The following is a 16,061-nucleotide window of genomic DNA, read 5'->3' as shown; positions in this document are numbered from 1 at the left end:
TTTAAGAAGCGCGTTCTCTAGTCCGACGTGCAGCATCGGGTTAATGAACTGAAGCTTAAGGGACTATGGGCACCCGCCCCCGCCGGGGCGCGACCATGGTGTACGGGGCTTGAGAAGACAGACATTCGTCAAAACCGCCAATCCGGGCGATCCGGCCTGATCCAAACCAGCGACAAACCAGGAGACATTGGCATTCTGGCCGACCGGCGGGAGATATGAAACACCGATTGCGCTCGAATGACGGCGCCGCGCGGCCGCCACGACCCAACACTGCCTAGCCGCAACCGCGTTGCCAATCCAAAAGCAGCTGCCTGACGTGTTCGTCCTCGACCGGCTCGAAGTCACGATAAAACTGACCCACGGCGTAGAAATCCTGCGGCACATGCAGGCACACCACCTCATCGGCATGCGCGCGAAGACGCGCCACCGCTCCCGCCGGGGCCACCCCCACCGCCACCACCAGCCGGGCCGGACGCTGCGCGCGCACCGCATCCAGGGCCGCGATCAGCGTGGCGCCGGTCGCAACGCCATCGTCGACCACCACCACCAGGCGCCCGGCCGGATCGATCCGCGCGCCGCCATATTGCGTGCGGCGCCGGGACAGAACCGCGCGCTGACGGGCGGTCTCCTGAGCCAGATACGCCGGGTCCACATGCGCCGCCAGATCCGGGTTGAGGTAAACATTCCCGGTCTCGTCGACGGCGCCGATGGCGTACTCGGCATTGCCAGGCGCGCCGAGCTTGCGCACCAGGACAACATCGAAATCGCCCTCAAGCGCCTCGGCAAGGATCAGGCCCATCGGCACCGCGCCGCGCGGCACCGCCAGCACCAGCGGCCGTTGCCCCCGCAACTGTGCCAGGGCAAGGCCCAACTGCCGGGCGGCATCTGTTCGATCCTGAAACATGGGCGCCTCCCCCGCCGGGGCGGCGGCGGTCATTCGCTGGCATGAGACCAGCGCATTCTCAAGGCCGGCCTCACAAGTCGTCGATGACTCGCATCAAGAGTTTCTCGCCGGCTTCCGGGCCACGTGTGTCGAGTCCCTCGGCAACCAGCTCCGCGTAGCGGCAGTCAATGAACTGGCAAAGCCAGCGCAGGTAAGCGGTCTGAAAATTCACTTGCGGCAGATCGACATAGCTGCCGCCACGGGTGGTCACCAGCGTCAGCCGCTTGCCGCCGCACAGTCCCTGCGGCCCCTGCGCCGTATAACGGAACAGCAAGCCTGGCTGGACCACGACGTCGAGGTAATGCTTAACCGGGTATGGCAGGCTGAAGTTCCACATCGGCGCCGCCAGCACCACTTCGTCGGCATCCAGAAACGCGCTCGCCCAGCGCGTGATGGCCGCCCATGCCTGCTGCTGATTCGGCGTCAGTGGCGAGCCGGCTGCCACGCTGCCCTTGGCCAGTGCCACCGGGCCGTCCACCCGCGGCAGATCGGCCGTGGTCAGGTCAACTTCATCGACAGTCAGACCCGGCTCGGTCGTGCCACGCCGGGTCAGCCAGGCGTCCAGCAGACGACGGGTCCGCGACCCCGACCCCTTGGGCGTGAACGACACCACCAGCAGACGCGCCATGCGCTTAGCAGGATGTTGAAAAAGGGCTTTCCTGCCCTTGTTTTACTCGGCTCGTCGCGGAACACGCCCGCGACGGCCTCCGAAGATCAAGCACTTTGCGTGCTTGATCTTCGTGCAAGCCATCCTTGGCTTGCTTTACCAGGCCGTTGAAAAGGTTTTTCAACGGCCTGCTAGTCCTTGGGCACGGTCAGCGCCAGAAACAGGGGGTTACCACGCCGCTGCACCAGCAGCGGCACCACCCGCCCGGCCGCCAGCTTGCCGGTCAAGGCCTTGAAGTGAGAGGCGTTCTTCACCACGTCGTCGCCCACCCGCATGATCACGTCGCCGCGTGCAAGCCCAGCCCGCGCCGCCGGGCCGTCGCCCACTGCCACGACCAGCACACCGCCCTTGGGCACCTCCAGCTGCTGGCGTTGCAGTTCGTCCAGATCGACGACCGCCAGTTTGAGCGGCCCGCCCTGGGCCGGTTCGCTGCGCCCGGCGCCCGGACTGGCCACCACGTCGCTGTTGGGCAGCGCGCCCACTGTCGCCTGGAGGGTGCGCTCCTTGCCGTCGCGCAATACCCGCAGCGACACCTTGGCGCCCACGTCGGCGCTACCGACCAGCGGTGGCAGGTCCCCGGCATCGACCAGCGGCACGCCGTTGAAGGCCAGAATCACATCTCCGGCGCCCAGGCCGGCTTTGGCGGCCGGACCCTTCGGGGTGACATCGGCGACCAGCGCGCCCCTGGGGCGATCCAGCCCGAAGGACTGCGCCAGGGTCGGGGTGACCGGCTGCACCGTTACCCCAAGGTAACCGTGCGAGGCATGACCTGACTTCTGGATCTGCTGCGCGGCGCGGATTGCCACCTTGATCGGGATGGCGAACGACAGGCCGACGGACCCGCCGGTACGGCTGTATATCTGCGAGTTGATACCGATGACCTGGCCCTGGGTATTGAACAGCGGTCCGCCGGAGTTGCCCGGGTTCACCGCCGCGTCGGTCTGGATAAACGGTACATACGCGTCGCTGGGCAAGGTGCGGCCCACGGCGCTGACGATGCCGGCCGTGGCGGTGTACTCAAGCCCGAACGGCGAGCCGATCGCCAGTACCCACTCGCCCACCTCCAGCCGGTCCGAGTCGCCGATCTTGACCACTGGCAGGCCCTTGGCCTTGATACGCAGCACCGCCACGTCGGTGCGCTCGTCCAGGCCGACCAGTTCGGCCTGTTCCTCGCGGTGATCGGACAGTTTGACCAGGATCTCGTCGGCATCCTTCACCACATGCGCGTTGGTCAGAATGGTGCCGTCGGAGGAAATCACGAATCCGGAACCGAGCGAGCGTGCCTGCCGCTGCTGGCCGCCGGGCGGCTGCCCGAAGAAGCGCCGAAAGAACTCGCTGCGCGGATCGTTCGGATCGAGCGGCATGCCGGGGAACATTTGCCTCTCGCGGACCTTCTGCGTGGTCGAAATATTGACGATGGATGGACTGACGTCCTTTACCAGCTGGGTGAACTCCGGCAACGCTGCCTGGACGCGACTGCCGGCAAGCGTCAGGACAGCCGCCACAAATAGCGGCACACAGCGCATTCTGGTCATCGATATCTCCATGGTGTGGCGGCGCCAGGCTCCGCAACGAACGAAAAAGGCTGCCCAGCCCAGGTTGAACTCAAAGTTGGGGACACAGCCTCAGATGGCCGGTGAACGCATTAGTTCCCGGCGGCGCGGCCAAACACTTAACTACCGCTACCTGGTCGGGCCTGCAGCAAGGCCAGCAACGCGGTCTCGTTCAGCGTGGTCACACCAAGCTCGGCGGCCTTGCTGGCCTTGCTGCCGGGGTTATCGCCAACCGCAACGAAGTCGGTGTTTTTCGATACGCTGCCGGTGACCTTGGCGCCGAGCTCCTGTAAGGCTGCCGTGATGACTTCGCGCGATTGCGAGAACGTGCCGGTGATGACGAAGGTCTTGCCGGCCAGCGCCAACGAGCCGGCATCGGCGTTGCGTTGCCCGGCCCCGTTGTCCGCGAATCTGATGCCGGCGGCCAGCAGGCGTCGGATAACCTCGACGTTGCGGGCGTCCGCCGCAAAATCGCTCAGGCGGTCGGTAATCTCCGGGCCAATGCCGCGCAGCGGCAGATCCTGCACTGGCAGGGCCGGCCGCTCGGGGTGATCGACGTTGTGCTTGCGGGCTTTCTGGTTGGCCTTGGCGATAGCCTGCTTACGCGCGTGAAGTTCAGCCCAGTCCTGCGCCAGTAGCGTCTCCAGATCGCCGAATTCGGCGCTCAGCAGGCGTGCCACTTCCTCGCCGATCAGCGGGATGCCGAGCGCGAAGATGAAGCGCGGCAACGTCGTTTGCTTGCTGGCTCCGATGGCCGCCATCAGGTTGCTGGCCGACAGCTCGGCCATGCGCTCCAGGCCCGTCAGGGTCGGTAGATCCAGCTGGTACAGGTCGGCCACGTCGTGCACCAGACCACGGTCCACCAGTTGCTCGATCAACTTGTCGCCCAGGCCGTCGATGTCCATGGCACGGCGGTTGGCGAAATGGGCAATGCCGGCCTTGATCTGCGCCGGGCAGTGCAAGCCGCCGCTGCAACGCGACACGGCATCCCCATCCACCCGCACGATGTCCGAACCGCACACCGGGCAATGCGTGGGCATGACAAACGGCTGCGCGTCGACCGGTCGGCGCTCCAGCACCACGCCGACCACTTCCGGAATGACGTCGCCGGCCCGGCGCACGGTCACGCTATCCCCGATGCGCACATCCTTGCGCCGCAGCTCGTCCTCGTTGTGCAGGGTGGCGTTGGTCACCGTGACGCCGCCGACAAACACCGGCTTCAGACGCGCCACGGGCGTTACCGCGCCGGTGCGCCCGATCTGCACCTCGATATTTTCGAGCACGGTCACGGCCTCCTCGGCCGGAAACTTGTGCGCCAGTGCCCAGCGTGGCGCGCGCGAAACGAAGCCGAGGCGTTCCTGCAGATCGACCCGGTCCACCTTGTAGACCACGCCGTCGACCTCGTAGGGCAAGTCCGCTCGCAAACGGCCAAGCTCAACGTAATAGGCCACACAGGCGTCAATGCCGGTCACCCTCTGGCGCTGTGCGCATACCGGCAGCCCGTATCCGTGCAGCAGATCCAGCCGCTCGCTGTGGCGATCGGGCAGGCGCCCGTCGACGCGGCCGTAGCCATAGCAATAAAAACGCAGCGGCCGCTGCGCGGTGATCCGTGGGTCGAGCTGCCGCAGGCTGCCAGCGGCGGCGTTTCGCGGGTTGGCGAAGGCTTTCTCGCCGCGACCGGCCTGCCGCGCATTCAGGCGCGCGAAGCCGTCGCGCGGCATGAACACCTCGCCGCGCGCCTCCAGCAGGGCCGGGGGATTGTTGCGCAGGCGCAGTGGAATGGCCGCGATAGTGCGGATGTTGGCGGTCACGTCCTCGCCGGTGCTGCCGTCGCCGCGCGTTGCCGCCTGCACCAGCACACCGTCCCGGTACAGCAGGCTGATGGCAAGACCGTCGAACTTGGGCTCGGCGTGGTAGTCGATTTCCCGTTCGCCGGTCAGCCCGCGCACCCGACGGTCGAAATCGCGCACCTCAGCGTCGTCAAAGGCGTTGCCCAGAGACAACATGGGTACCGCGTGCGTGACCGGGGCGAACGCCGCCGAAGGCGCACCGCCCACGCGCTGGCTGGGCGAGTCGGACGTCACCAGCGCCGGATATTGCGCTTCCAGCGCCAGCAGCTCGCGCATCAGCCGGTCGTATTCGGCATCCGGGATGCTTGGCGCATCCAGTGCGTAATAGCGGTGGTCGTGGTCGGCGATTTCGCGACGCAGCACGCCAACACGGGCAGTGGCCTCAGTCAGGTCCATGAACGCTCCGCCGCGCGCAGACAGGGTGTGGCCGCTCAGACACCGGCCAGGGCCACCGCCTCGTTGACATCCACCACCACCAGGCGCGATACGCCGGGCTCGGCCATGGTGACGCCGGTCAGCTGGCCAACCATCTCCATGGTGGTCTTGTTATGGGTGATGAGCAGGAACTGCACACGCGCCGACATTTCCTGCACCAGAGCACAAAAGCGCCCGACGTTGTGATCGTCCAGCGGTGCGTCGACCTCGTCCAACATGCAGAACGGGGCCGGGTTCAGCTCGAACAGCGCAAACACCAGGGCGATCGCGGTCAGTGCCTTCTCGCCGCCCGACAGCAGGTGAATGGAGCTGTTTCGCTTGCCCGGGGGGCGGGCGACGATGCGCACGCCGGTTTCGAGTACGTCCTCGCCCAGCATTTCGAGGCAGGCCTCACCGCCCCCAAACAGGCGCGGAAAAGCCGCCTTGAAGCCGTTGTCCACCTGCTCGAAGGTGTCCTTGAAACGGGCGCGGGTCTCGCGGTCCATGCGGCGCATGGCCTGCTCCATGGTTTCCAGGGCGGACGCCAGGTCCGCCTGCTGGGCATCCAGGTAGGCCTTGCGCTCGGCCACCTCGCGCTGCTCGTCAATGGCGGCAAGGTTGATCGGCCCAAGGCGCTCAATGCGTTGCGCCAGGTCCGCCAGTTCGCGCTCCAACTGGCGTTCATCCGCCTGGTCCGGTAGCTCGGCCAGCAACTGTTCGATATCCGGAGCAATCTCGACCGCCTGCTCCGCGAGGGCGGCATGACGAGTCTCGACCTCGGTCAGCTCCAGCCGCCGCGCCTCAAGTTCGGCCCGCCGCTCCTGTAGCGCGCGTTCGGCGACCAGCCGCGCCTGATCGAGCTCTCGCAGCTGATGATCGGCGCCAGCCACGGCTTCGCGGGCGGCGCCCAGCTGCCCGCTGGCCGCCTCCCGTTCGCCAAGACGGGCCTGCAAATCCTGCTCCAGACTGTGCTGCGGCACACTGGCCGTGCCCTCCTCCCGTTCCAGCGCCTGGCGCCGCTCGCCAATGCTGTCGCGCTGCGCGATCCAGCCGGCATAAGTTGTTTGCAGGGTGGCAACCTCGGTCTGCCAGGCCTGGGCTCGCAGGCGCAGGTCGTGCGTCTGTTCGCGGGTCTGCTCGTGCCCCGCCCGGGCGGCACGAAGCGCCGCCTCGGCCTGGCGCAGCGCCAGCTCGCTGCGCGCGCGCTGGTCGGCGAGCGAGGCCTGCTGGCGGACCGCCGTTTGGCCAGCCGTTTGGGCCGCAGCCAGATCCGCCGCGTCCTGGGTCGACTGGGTTTGCAGCTCCCCCAGCTCGTTGGCAATGGCGACATGGCGGGCCTGTGAGCGCTCCCGATGTGCCTGCGCGGCCGCCTGACGGGCTTGCAAGTCACCGAGTTGGCGCAGGCAGGCGCTGTGTTGCTCGCGGCTTTCACCGCGCAGCCTTTCGGCATCCGCAAGCCGTGTCTGCGCCTCGGCGCGGCGGGTTTCAAGCACCGCCAGGTCCTGCTCGGCTTGCCCCAGATTTGCTTGCAGCGCGGCGATTTGCGCATTGCGTTCAAGCACGCCGGAGCTGCCGCCGGTAGCCGGAATTGCCAGCCAGTTGCGCCCGACGCGCAGGCCGCTGGTGGTGACCAGACTCTCGTGCGGCGACAGGCTGTGGCGCGCCAGCAGCGCGGCGGCGATGCCGTCGGCGCGGCGCACGCCACCGATCAGGGCGCCAAGATCCTGCGCGCTGCGTACTGTTTCGAGCAGACCAGAATCCGGGATCGGTCCATCAGACTGGGCTTCGAGGAGCAACATCGAAGGCGCCTGCGCCAGCTCGGCTACCGGCAGAGCATCCAGGCTGGCCACTACCTGGGCTCCCACCCAGGGGCCGAGCGCTGCCTCAAGCGCCGTGTGCCAGGCTTCGTCGGCGTCGATTCCGGCCACCAGGGCCTGTGCCGCGATGTGCCGTTCGGCCAGCCAGGATTCGCCCTGGCCGGCATCAGCCAGGCCCCCCTGCTGCAGGGTCTCCAGGGCCGTCAGTCGGGCGCGCTGCTCACGCACCTGCGTCTGCACCTCCGCGAACTGGGCAGTCACTTCATGCACATCCGTGCGGCAGGATGTGATCTGCGCTTCGACCGCTGTCAGCGCCCGCTCGGCAGCGGTGGCCCGCTCGCTCAACTGGGCCAGTTGCGCAAGCAGATCGGCGCCATCGGCGTCCGCCACGCGACCTAGCTCTTGCTGTTCACGCAGCAGGCGTTGACCCCGCTCGTGACCGCGCGCCAGTTGCTCCTGCAGGCGGCGGGCACGCTCCTGCTCCAGCCGCTGGTGTTGAACAGCGGCGCCGACCGCCGCAACAGCCACGTCATGCGCCTGCCTGGCTTCGGTCAGGTCCGTTTCCGCGCGCGCAACTGCCGACGCCGCCTGTTGCAGCTCGGCGGACAGGCGCTGCTGGTCGCCCTCGGCGGCCTGCTGCGTCGTTGCCAGTTGTTCCAGCCGGGCCAGCGTCTGGACGCAGTGGTGATCGATCTGCTCGGCACTGGCGTCAAGACGCGCGAGTTCCTGCACCAGGCGCTCACGCTGCTCGCGCAGAGCAAGCAGCGCCTGCTCGCAGCGCGCCACCTCGGCACTGGTCTGGTAGTAAGCCTGCTGCCTTTCACCGAAGACAGCCGTCGCCTGGCGCTGCGCCTCGCGAGCAGCTTCAATCTGCGCCTCGGCCGCCCGCACCGCGGCGAGCGCCTGCTCCTGCGCCGTTGCGCAGCGCTCGACGTCGGCACGCCGCAGCGCGGCTGCCGCGGCAAGATCGCGCAGGCGCGCGCCGAACAATTGGCTACGCGCGCGACGCTCGCTGGTCTTGAGGTCACGAAATTTCTCGGCCGTGCGCACCTGCCGCTCCAGCGACCCCAGGCGCTGCGCCAGTTCCTCCCGCAGGTCCTCCAGCCGCGCCATGTTGTCGCGCGTATGACGGATACGCCCCTCGGTCTCCTGCCGACGCTCCTTGTACTTGGAAATTCCGGCCACTTCCTCGATGTAGGCGCGCAGTTCTTCCGGCCGTGCCTCGATCAGGCGCGCGATCATGCCCTGCTCGATGATGGCGTAGCTACGCGGCCCAAGGCCGGTACCCAGGAAAATGTCGGTAATGTCACGGCGGCGGCAACGGCTGCCGTTGAGGTAGTACACCGACTGGCCTTCGCGGGTCAGCTCGCGCCGCACGGCGATTTCGGCGTACGCGGCCCAGGGCCCACCCAGACTACCGTCGACGTTGTCGAATACCAGCTCGACGCTGGCCTTGCTGACCGGCTGGCGCGCGCTTGAGCCGTTGAAGATGACGTCCGCCAGGGCATCGCCGCGCAACTGCCGGGCAGAGCTTTCGCCCAGTACCCAGCGCACGGCGTCCACGACGTTCGACTTGCCACAGCCGTTCGGCCCCACCACGCCAATCAGCGCACCCCGCAGATGCAGCAGGGTCGGATCCACGAAGGTTTTAAACCCAGCCAGGCGGATGCTTTTGAGTTTCATGCCTATCGGCGTCTGTACAGTCGAAACCGCGGCGCGCGGCCGCCGTTGAAGTGGCACCCGCGCCCGCCGGATAATGCGTGCCCGCAACCCGCCCCGGAGATGTTCATGCCCAGTCCGCAGCGCGGCCGCTCGAAAACCCTGCCCGTCCGGGCCGACGGTGCGCTTGAAACGTTTGCCAACCCCTACCCCAATCGGGACTACACCATCCGCATGCGTTGCCCGGAATTCACCTGCCTGTGTCCGATGACCGGTCAGCCGGACTTCGCCACCATCCACCTCGAATACGTGCCCGACCGGCTATGCGTGGAACTGAAATCGCTGAAATTGTATCTGTGGTCGTTCCGCGAACAAGGCGCTTTCCACGAGGCCGTGACCGGCCGCATGCTGGACGATCTGGCAGCGGCCACCGCGCCACGGTTCATGCGCGTCACTGCCGAGTTTCTGGTCCGTGGCGGCATCTATACCACGGTGGTCGCCGAGCACCGCCAGCCGGGCTGGACCGCGGCGACGCCGGTTACCTTGGTCTGAACGTCCCCGGCAAGGCCAGGCCCGGGCCCCAGGGCAAACGCTCTGATGCCCCATCGGCCCTCAATCGGCCCTCAATCGGCCGGAGCAATTTGTAACATCAGCGGGCGTTGGTTGTTGGCTCCCTCGGCGGCCCAGCCCCCGACGTACACCCGTCCGGCGTTATCGCGAGTGATCGATCCGTAAAGAAGAACTCTCTGCAACCCCCCGGTATCTATCGGAGAAACGGCGGTATCGCCGCTGGCCAGATCGGACACTATCCATTCGAAATCTCTTGGACGCCGACGGGCCACCCCAGCCAGCCAGTTATCACCACCCAACGAAAACAGTGATGGAATGTAGCTTTTTCCATTCGGGTGGAACCAACCCAGACCGGTAACGAGGGCCGGACCGTTGCCAGACGCCTGAATCGAGTACAGGTAACCGGCATGGCTTGTAAACACCATGCGGCCATCCGGAAGATAGGCCAGGCCGACAATGCCGTGATTCATTCCTGTTGATCTTTCCTTGTCCAGGTAGTGATCCAGCGGCGTGTCCGCCAGCTCATTCAGATCCTGGTCATATTCCACCAGGCTTGCCGATACCAGGCCGTTTTTCCGTATGGTCAGTCGCGGTACGAATGCGTGGCCGCGAACATCGGCAATGAAATTGCGCGAAACGTGACCCTTGGCCGAGCCGACCACGACACGCTTGACCTGCTTTTCAACCGTATCGTACTGATACAGGACGTGATCCCAGTAGCCCAGGGCATAGATATAACGCCCAACGCCACTGACGGCGACCAGCCCTTCGGGGGTCGTCAATAAATGTTCCCAGGTGCGCGTCTTCGGGTGTATTCGCCACAGGTGTCCGCCCCAGCGCGGCAAGGCGCTGCCGTCCTCCCGTTCTCCGTCTTCGTCGGTGGAGGCGAAATACAGCCAGCCGTCGCCGCCGGGGACGATCTTCGAGTGAATCTTGATCTGCCCCTCTCCCTCGCGCAGCAGCCCGGCGGCTTTTAGCCGGTCGACCACGCCGCCATGATCGTGCCAGGCATCGGCCACCGGGTCGTACTCGACCAGATGCGCGCTCATCCCGGCGGACTGAGCCGAAATTCCCACCCAGATGTGCCCGGTTGAGTCACGCCCGGTGGCGCCCCAGATGCTGGTGCCATCTTCTATCTTGGGCAGTGACAGCTCCCGCACGACAGGCGCGGCGAAAGGCGCATTGGGCGGGTCCGCGAACCAACTGCCGGTCTGGTCTGCGTAGTGGTTGTCGGCTGGCGGAGCCGCGTTAACCCGTCCACAGCCCAGAACCAACATGACCGTGACGATTGCGGGGGCGAACACGGACCCTGCGGTCCGCCGGGCGGTACCCGTTGCGTCCGCCATTGGGGACCCAGCCGGACTTTTAGAGCGCCTGGGCCGGTCGTTCACGGTAGCCGGGTTGCCATACGCATGCTTACCCGACGTGCGCCGGGTGCCGTGGGGACCCATCATCCTGCGATGACCTTCAAGCAGCGAGGGGTTCAGGGACAACACCGTCACAGCGCGAAGCGTTCAAATCGCTTACGGTTGATTTTTCCCCGTATGCCATCAAGCCGCTGACCGGTATCTTCCAGCTGGGCCAGACGCTCGTCCGGGTGCGGATGGGTTTTGAACAACATGCTCACGCTACGGTCTTCCCGCGACAGGTGTGCCAGATCCTGCAGCACCGCCGGTAACCCAAACGGGTCGTACCCGGCGCGCGCCGCCAACACCATGGCCAGCCGGTCTGCCTCGTACTCGGCATTCTGGTCCAGCGCGCGGGAAAAAATTTCGGCGCCGGTCCCGATCAGCCGTTTTACCTGCTCGCTTCCCGCCACCTGCCCGGAAAGCACTTTCCCTCCCTGATCCAGCAGGCGGCTTTGCTCCAGAATCTTCAGATGATGTTTTTGGACCACATGGGCAATCTCATGCGCCAGGACGCCCGCCAGTTCGCTTTCGCCGCGCAACTGACGGTACAAGCCCCGGGTGATGAAGACGTAGCCACCTGGAGCCGCAAAGGCATTGATGTCCGGCGATTCGATAACGCCAAAATGCCAGGCAAGGTCAGGACGCTCGCTCTGCAGCGCGACCCAAACGCCCACGCGATTCACATACTTCTGTAAAGACGCGTTCTTGACCAGTGGTGCCGCGCCCAAAAGAGTGCCGGCAGCCCGCCTCCCGACAGCCTGTTCCTCTTGCGGCGAAATGCCGCCCAATACCCGCTGGATTTGGGTCGCCGCGCCCTGCGCCGACTCGGGCAATACCTCGACCGTATCCGGCTGTCGGATTTTCTCGACTTTCTCCCACAGATCCTCGAACAGACCAGCACCACAGGCGGCGCCGGTCAGCCCCAAAAAAAGCAGCGACGCTGTCGCCAAATCCCTGCCAGAACGCCAACCCGCGGTTTTGTCTCGTTCAATCCGCATTGGCCTCAATCCTGGGGCCGGGCCGCAAGCCCGCCGTCACGGGCGAATTTCTTCGCCTGCGAACGACTCACGGCATAGGCATCGAGTTTCTCAAGCCCGGCCTCGTCGTAACGGGCCAGTCGCATGTCCTTTTCGCTCAGACCGCGAATGCCAGTGGTTGAAACCACCTGCCCGGTCCCCGCCCGGCCGGTGGCCAGCGCCGCCAACTCGCCCATGTCGACAGCAGCTTTGCGCGCCCGCGCGCGGCGAATGCTGAGCATGTGTACCCAGCCGTCGAGCTTGCCGCTGGTCACTTCATACCAACCGCCACGCTTGTGTCGTATCTCGACCGCGTCGCCACGCGCGAGAACCCCAAGCGTGGGTGCATCACGAAACGGCGCTTCCCTGAGCTCGGTCGCTTTTCGAGTCGTGCCCGGCTCTGCGCCTGACGCCGACGCGCTCATGATTGACAACCCGATGACACACACGACCAGGGCCTGTCCTGTCCAGTTCATGAAACACCCTCCCCGGGCCGATCCAGTTTCTCTTGCCAGGCCCGTAGCGCGTCGGCGAACAGAACCCGCCAGCCACCGGCCGCCGCAGGGCCACCCACAATCCCGCCTTCGTGCGCGTACCAGTCTACCGCCTGCTTGTCCCCGTCCTGCGGCACTTCCACGGATGCGACGATCCGATCGATCTCGGCCAGCGCCCGCGCGCGGGCCACCTCGTCCGCGGCTGGAATCACCCAGGAAATCGCCAGAGTATGTTCGAACAGAGACCAAAGCCCCTTCTGGCGACCATCGATAACATCCACGCTGACGTGCCCCGTGCCGAGCCTGGCAAGCTGGCCCCGCCAATGCCTCACAATGCGCCCTGGCGCCACGCGGCCGGTGCTCGGGGCGCGAATCAGCAGTACAAAGGCGTCAAGCGCCCCGGCTTGCCCCAGCGATTCGCGCACGGCGCTGGTTTCCAGGATCTTGCGTGTCGCGACACCGTACAGGCGAGCAACCGCGTAGTAAGCCAGCACAATGGTGAATGGCCCGGTCAGGTTGATGTAGGTGTGGCCGAGATTGATACTGGCGTAGCTGCTTGCCAGCAAGGTGACCTCGAAGGTTCCGACCACCCGGTCCAGTTGGTGGCCTTCCGGGTTGCGAAAAATCGACAAAGCGATGATCCAGACGATTATCGCCGCCAGCAAGGGATAGAGGATGCGCCCTTCCGGAAAGCGCAGGTAATCGTCGTTCAACAGGTTGTCGATTGCCGTGGCAAGAATTTCCACACCCGGATGCAGGCTACTCATCGGGGTCGGCTTGATATCGAACAGGCTGGGGGCCGTTGACCCGATCAGCACGATCTTGTCTGTAAATTCGTCGGGCGGACGTGTGCGTTCGCGGCTGAGCAAATCGTTGAAAACGTCGGCGAAGCTCACCGTCGTATAAGAAAAGGGCGGACCGCGCCAATTGATCAGGATGCTCGGCGTATCAGGTTCGTTCAGACCGAGGTCGCGGATTAACCGGGCCGGCAGGGACGGCATCCGCCAGCCATGATCATTACGGTAAATCAGATACCGGCGGGCAACGCCGTCGCCGTCCGGGTAAATGTTATGCAGGCCCAGCCGCCCGCCGCGCAGTATGGACGGGAAGTGCGGGACCACGACGGCGACCGTGGCGCCCTCCCGGGCCTGCCCGGAGATGGGCGAAACGCCGGGTATTCTGGCCAGTTCAAGCTCGCTCAGGGAATCGCTGGAAGGATCCAGGCGGAGCAGCGGGAAATAGGCGTTTTCGAAGGCCGCGACGGCAGCGTCGAAATAGTCGTCGCTGTCGGGGTTAAAGACGTCCGGATCACTGAACAGAATGTCGAATACCACGGCCCGAGGTTGCTGGGTTTCAATCCGTTCCAGAAACTCGCCGAGTATCTGGCGCGGCCATGGCCAGCGCCCGTACTCCGGCGCCAGCGCGGCCAGGCTCGCTTCGTCGATGTCCACGATGACGATATCCGGGTCGGCTTCCGGCACCAGGACCCGATAGCGCATCATGACGTCGAACGCCCCGTGCTGCATCCTGGTCGAGATCTGCAGATACGCCGCGTCGAGGGCGATCAGCCCTGAGAACAAAACCGCCAGATACAGGTAAAACGCGTTTCGCCAGCGCCTGGCCACAAAAACCAGCAGCGGTGAAATGGCTCGAACAAGAAAATTGTAGAAGACGACGACCGGGTTCATGCGGCAGTCCAAAGCCCCCGGCCTGCGCCTGATCGAAGCGTCTGTCTCGCTTGGCTGTCACCGGCTGGAGCGTCCCGTTCCGCCCGCCCCCCGGACACAGTAAGTCGACCCCGCGTCCGGCGCCTGATCAATAGCCTTTGGTAAAAATGGTGCCGGGACATCTGGGGCATGGCGGGATGTGCCGGGTGCTCTTCAGATGCAAGGTCTGGCCGCAACCCTGGCAGGTCAGGGTACCGGCGGACGACATCTCACCGGTCTTGTAGGTAAGCGTCTGTTTGGTTCTCTCGCCGAGGGCACCCAACGCATTACCACTTAGTTCCAGCGCTGCGGCAAGGGAGGAAAGCGCCCCGGCCCCGACGCGAGCCGGGTGAAACCGGTCCTTGGCTTCATTGCCCAGTCGTTGAGCATCGGATATGACCTGGTCCAGGTCACGACCCAGGTATTGGCTCAATTTCCCGCCTTGTTCCGAGCTGAATTCACCGAGCGCGACCAGGTATTCGTGGGCCTTTTCCAGGGCGATCGACATCGATTCACGCCCCCGCTCCTTTCCGGCCAGGTAAAGTTCGCTGAATTTACCCGCCAACAGGTCGTACTGGCGCGCCAAGCGGTCCTTGTCCTTATCGTCGGCTTCCATGGCAATCCCTTTATGAACGCAGCGGGAGAAGCGATACCTGATACCCGGCAGGCCGTGAAAAAAGCAGGTGGAAATCCTTAGACCCTGAGGCCGTCGGGCATTGCGAACGACACACGGAACAGCGCTGCCCGGGCGGCTGTTCCCTGTAACTGCTGCCGCTATGAGCGCTGGGCAATTTCTCTACCATAGCCGTGATGTGTGGCCGTCTCGCCCTGCATTCTGACACGCGCCGGATTCCCGCGGCGACCGCCATGTCCGCCGATCGACCCGCCGCGCCCGTGCCGCGCCACAACGTAGCAACGACCAGTTGCAGCCGTCACCCCGACCAGCCAGAGCCAATTTCCCGATAGCGTTGTTGCGTTCCCAATCAGGCGAACCCACCCCAACCGATGTGGTAGCGTTCCCAAGGACTTCTCCGCGGAACCAGCGCAATGATCAGCCAAATTACTACGGCCATGCTTATCCTGTTGATGTTCGGCATGGGCCTCGGGCTGACCACCCTGGATTTTCGCCGCGTGGCGGAGGTTCCAAAAGCCACCCTGATCGGGCTATGCGGACAACTCCTGTTGTTGCCGGCACTGGGTTTTGCGCTGTGCCTCGCTCTCAACCTGTCCCGGGACCTCGCCATGGGCGTCATGTTACTGACCCTGTGTCCAGGCGGTGTACTGTCAAATTTGTTTACCCTGCTGGGCCGTGGCGATGTGGCGTTGTCGGTAACCATGACCACCATCTCCAGCATGGTGACCGTATTCACTCTGCCGATAGTGCTTAACATCAGCCTGTTGGCATTCAGTGATAGCAGCGTGCAATTTAGGCTGCCCGTGCTCCAAACCGCATTGCAGATTTTGGTGGTGACCATCATTCCGGTATCGCTGGGAATGGTGGTGCTACACCGCGCACCGTTCTTTGCCCAGCGGGCCAGTCGCTGGGTGCGCACCAGCTGCACGATTTTCCTGCCACTGGTGATTGGCGGCATACTGTTCAAGAATGGTGGAGAATGGCTTAGTAATTTTGCCAAGGCGGGCGCCTTGGCCGTGACCCTGAACCTGCTGGCGATCGTATTGGGTTACTCGTTGGGCAAACTGAGCAGGCTGGACGCGAGACAGGTACGAACATTATCGATTGAAGTGGGCGCGCAAAACGCCATGCTCGGCGTCACCATTGCTCTCAGTCCTTTCCTGCTGAATAGCCCGCAAATTGCCATCGTGCCATCCATCTACGCAGTTACCATGGTGATTATGCTGTGGGCTTATGTCACTCTAACAAACCGCTCACAGGATAATCGCTTAGTCGAGGCGAGTGCTCCGGTCAAATAGTCCGTTTTAACGACGGTAGACCGCGCATTGT

General features: G+C 64.7%; 12 protein-coding genes. 2 read left to right on the top strand and 10 right to left on the bottom strand.

What is annotated here, in order from left to right:
- Positions 1 to 274: 274 nt before the first annotated feature.
- The 5 genes from ABZF37_RS01245 to smc form a co-directional block, all read right to left on the bottom strand.
- Positions 275 to 904, bottom strand: a complete 630-nt coding sequence (locus ABZF37_RS01245) for a phosphoribosyltransferase (protein WP_372715896.1) — start codon at positions 902 to 904, stop codon at positions 275 to 277.
- 70 nt (positions 905 to 974) lie between these two features.
- Positions 975 to 1,571 (bottom strand): FMN-dependent NADH-azoreductase, encoded by a 597-nt coding sequence (locus ABZF37_RS01240; RefSeq protein ID WP_372715894.1) that lies wholly within the window; start codon positions 1,569 to 1,571, stop codon positions 975 to 977.
- A 170-nt stretch (positions 1,572 to 1,741) separates the two neighbouring features.
- A complete protein-coding gene (locus ABZF37_RS01235; protein WP_372715900.1) occupies positions 1,742 to 3,151 on the bottom strand; it encodes a DegQ family serine endoprotease in 1,410 nt (469 codons plus the stop codon).
- 131 nt (positions 3,152 to 3,282) lie between these two features.
- Positions 3,283 to 5,409 carry an NAD-dependent DNA ligase LigA gene (gene ligA, locus ABZF37_RS01230; RefSeq protein WP_372715892.1) on the bottom strand — a complete coding sequence of 709 codons (2,127 nt, stop codon included), beginning with the start codon at positions 5,407 to 5,409 and terminating at the stop codon, positions 3,283 to 3,285.
- A gap of 35 nt (positions 5,410 to 5,444) precedes the next feature.
- Positions 5,445 to 8,927 carry a chromosome segregation protein SMC gene (smc, locus tag ABZF37_RS01225; RefSeq protein ID WP_372715890.1) on the bottom strand — a complete coding sequence of 1,161 codons (3,483 nt, stop codon included), beginning with the start codon at positions 8,925 to 8,927 and terminating at the stop codon, positions 5,445 to 5,447.
- A 105-nt stretch (positions 8,928 to 9,032) separates the two neighbouring features.
- Between smc and queF the strand changes: the two genes are divergently transcribed.
- Positions 9,033 to 9,455: a preQ(1) synthase gene (gene queF / locus ABZF37_RS01220; RefSeq protein ID WP_372715888.1), complete on the top strand. Its 423-nt coding sequence runs from the start codon at positions 9,033 to 9,035 to the stop codon at positions 9,453 to 9,455.
- A gap of 71 nt (positions 9,456 to 9,526) precedes the next feature.
- Here queF and ABZF37_RS01215 read toward each other — a convergent pair whose 3' ends face one another.
- The 5 genes from ABZF37_RS01215 to ABZF37_RS01195 form a co-directional block, all read right to left on the bottom strand.
- Positions 9,527 to 10,492 carry a hypothetical protein gene (locus ABZF37_RS01215; protein ID WP_372715886.1) on the bottom strand — a complete coding sequence of 322 codons (966 nt, stop codon included), beginning with the start codon at positions 10,490 to 10,492 and terminating at the stop codon, positions 9,527 to 9,529.
- A gap of 479 nt (positions 10,493 to 10,971) precedes the next feature.
- Positions 10,972 to 11,880, bottom strand: a complete 909-nt coding sequence (locus tag ABZF37_RS01210) for a M48 family metalloprotease (RefSeq protein ID WP_372715883.1) — start codon at positions 11,878 to 11,880, stop codon at positions 10,972 to 10,974.
- A 5-nt stretch (positions 11,881 to 11,885) separates the two neighbouring features.
- Positions 11,886 to 12,374, bottom strand: a complete 489-nt coding sequence (locus tag ABZF37_RS01205; protein WP_372715881.1) for an SH3 domain-containing protein — start codon at positions 12,372 to 12,374, stop codon at positions 11,886 to 11,888.
- Positions 12,371 to 14,080: a CHASE2 domain-containing protein gene (locus ABZF37_RS01200; protein WP_372715879.1), complete on the bottom strand. Its 1,710-nt coding sequence runs from the start codon at positions 14,078 to 14,080 to the stop codon at positions 12,371 to 12,373. Before ABZF37_RS01200 ends, ABZF37_RS01205 begins: the two co-directional genes overlap by 4 nt.
- Positions 14,081 to 14,207: 127 nt before the next feature.
- Entirely contained in the window at positions 14,208 to 14,714 is a 507-nt protein-coding gene (locus ABZF37_RS01195; protein ID WP_372715877.1) for a hypothetical protein, read from the bottom strand.
- Between the two features lie 431 nt (positions 14,715 to 15,145).
- Here ABZF37_RS01195 and ABZF37_RS01190 point away from each other — a divergent pair, with 431 nt between their 5' ends.
- A complete protein-coding gene (locus ABZF37_RS01190; RefSeq protein ID WP_372715875.1) occupies positions 15,146 to 16,030 on the top strand; it encodes a bile acid:sodium symporter family protein in 885 nt (294 codons plus the stop codon).
- Positions 16,031 to 16,061: the final 31 nt, after the last annotated feature.

The sequence above is a fragment of the Immundisolibacter sp. genome, from assembly GCF_041601295.1.
Taxonomy (GTDB): domain Bacteria; phylum Pseudomonadota; class Gammaproteobacteria; order Immundisolibacterales; family Immundisolibacteraceae; genus Immundisolibacter.
This window is presented reverse-complemented; position numbering and strand designations above follow the sequence as displayed.

What these genes read in the sequence shown, in the direction of transcription:
- ABZF37_RS01205 (WP_372715881.1), bottom strand. Translation starts at nt 12,374, where the DNA reads ATGAACTGGACAGGACAGGCCCTGGTCGTGTGTGTCATCGGGTTGTCA.
- queF (WP_372715888.1), top strand. Translation starts at nt 9,033, where the DNA reads ATGCCCAGTCCGCAGCGCGGCCGCTCGAAAACCCTGCCCGTCCGGGCC.
- ABZF37_RS01245 (WP_372715896.1), bottom strand. Translation starts at nt 904, where the DNA reads ATGTTTCAGGATCGAACAGATGCCGCCCGGCAGTTGGGCCTTGCCCTG.
- smc (WP_372715890.1), bottom strand. Translation starts at nt 8,927, where the DNA reads ATGAAACTCAAAAGCATCCGCCTGGCTGGGTTTAAAACCTTCGTGGAT.
- ABZF37_RS01240 (WP_372715894.1), bottom strand. Translation starts at nt 1,571, where the DNA reads ATGGCGCGTCTGCTGGTGGTGTCGTTCACGCCCAAGGGGTCGGGGTCG.
- ABZF37_RS01200 (WP_372715879.1), bottom strand. Translation starts at nt 14,080, where the DNA reads ATGAACCCGGTCGTCGTCTTCTACAATTTTCTTGTTCGAGCCATTTCA.
- ABZF37_RS01195 (WP_372715877.1), bottom strand. Translation starts at nt 14,714, where the DNA reads ATGGAAGCCGACGATAAGGACAAGGACCGCTTGGCGCGCCAGTACGAC.
- ABZF37_RS01190 (WP_372715875.1), top strand. Translation starts at nt 15,146, where the DNA reads ATGATCAGCCAAATTACTACGGCCATGCTTATCCTGTTGATGTTCGGC.
- ABZF37_RS01210 (WP_372715883.1), bottom strand. Translation starts at nt 11,880, where the DNA reads ATGCGGATTGAACGAGACAAAACCGCGGGTTGGCGTTCTGGCAGGGAT.
- ligA (WP_372715892.1), bottom strand. Translation starts at nt 5,409, where the DNA reads ATGGACCTGACTGAGGCCACTGCCCGTGTTGGCGTGCTGCGTCGCGAA.